Source organism: Stenotrophomonas sp. SY1 (genome assembly GCF_021202945.1).
Lineage (GTDB): Bacteria > Pseudomonadota > Gammaproteobacteria > Xanthomonadales > Xanthomonadaceae > Stenotrophomonas.
Genome location: NZ_JAJOYR010000034.1, coordinates 1 through 337, shown reverse-complemented (window position 1 = coordinate 337; position 337 = coordinate 1). Strand labels below are relative to the sequence as shown.

General features: G+C 49.9%; 1 protein-coding gene. It reads right to left on the bottom strand.

The window, feature by feature from the left end:
• Positions 1-316 (bottom strand): PepSY domain-containing protein (locus LR961_RS19200; RefSeq protein ID WP_232151577.1); only part of this gene is annotated, 316 nt, incomplete at its 3' end.
• Positions 317-337: the final 21 nt, after the last annotated feature.

Genomic DNA, 337 nt, shown 5'->3' with positions numbered 1-337 from the left:
GCTCCATTTGCAGCAATTGCCCGGTCTTGGCATCCAGTTTCAACTCCCACACCTGGCTGCCGGCATCCAGTATGTCAATCTCATACACATAACGCCCATGCTTCTTCTCTAGTTCTACCTCAAGAATTTCACCAGCTTTATAGGACTTGGCTTTTTGCGAGATTTTTTCCAGGCTCAGGATTTCCCCCTTGGCAGATAAGCGGCCAGCGTTGGCTGGGCTTTCACCCGAATCGGCACGCGGTAAATAAAACAGCGTGACCAGCAAAACCAACAAGGCAAACCAGCCCATCCATGCACGACGTTGCGTCCAAAACATGTATAACAAGCTCCTGAAAAC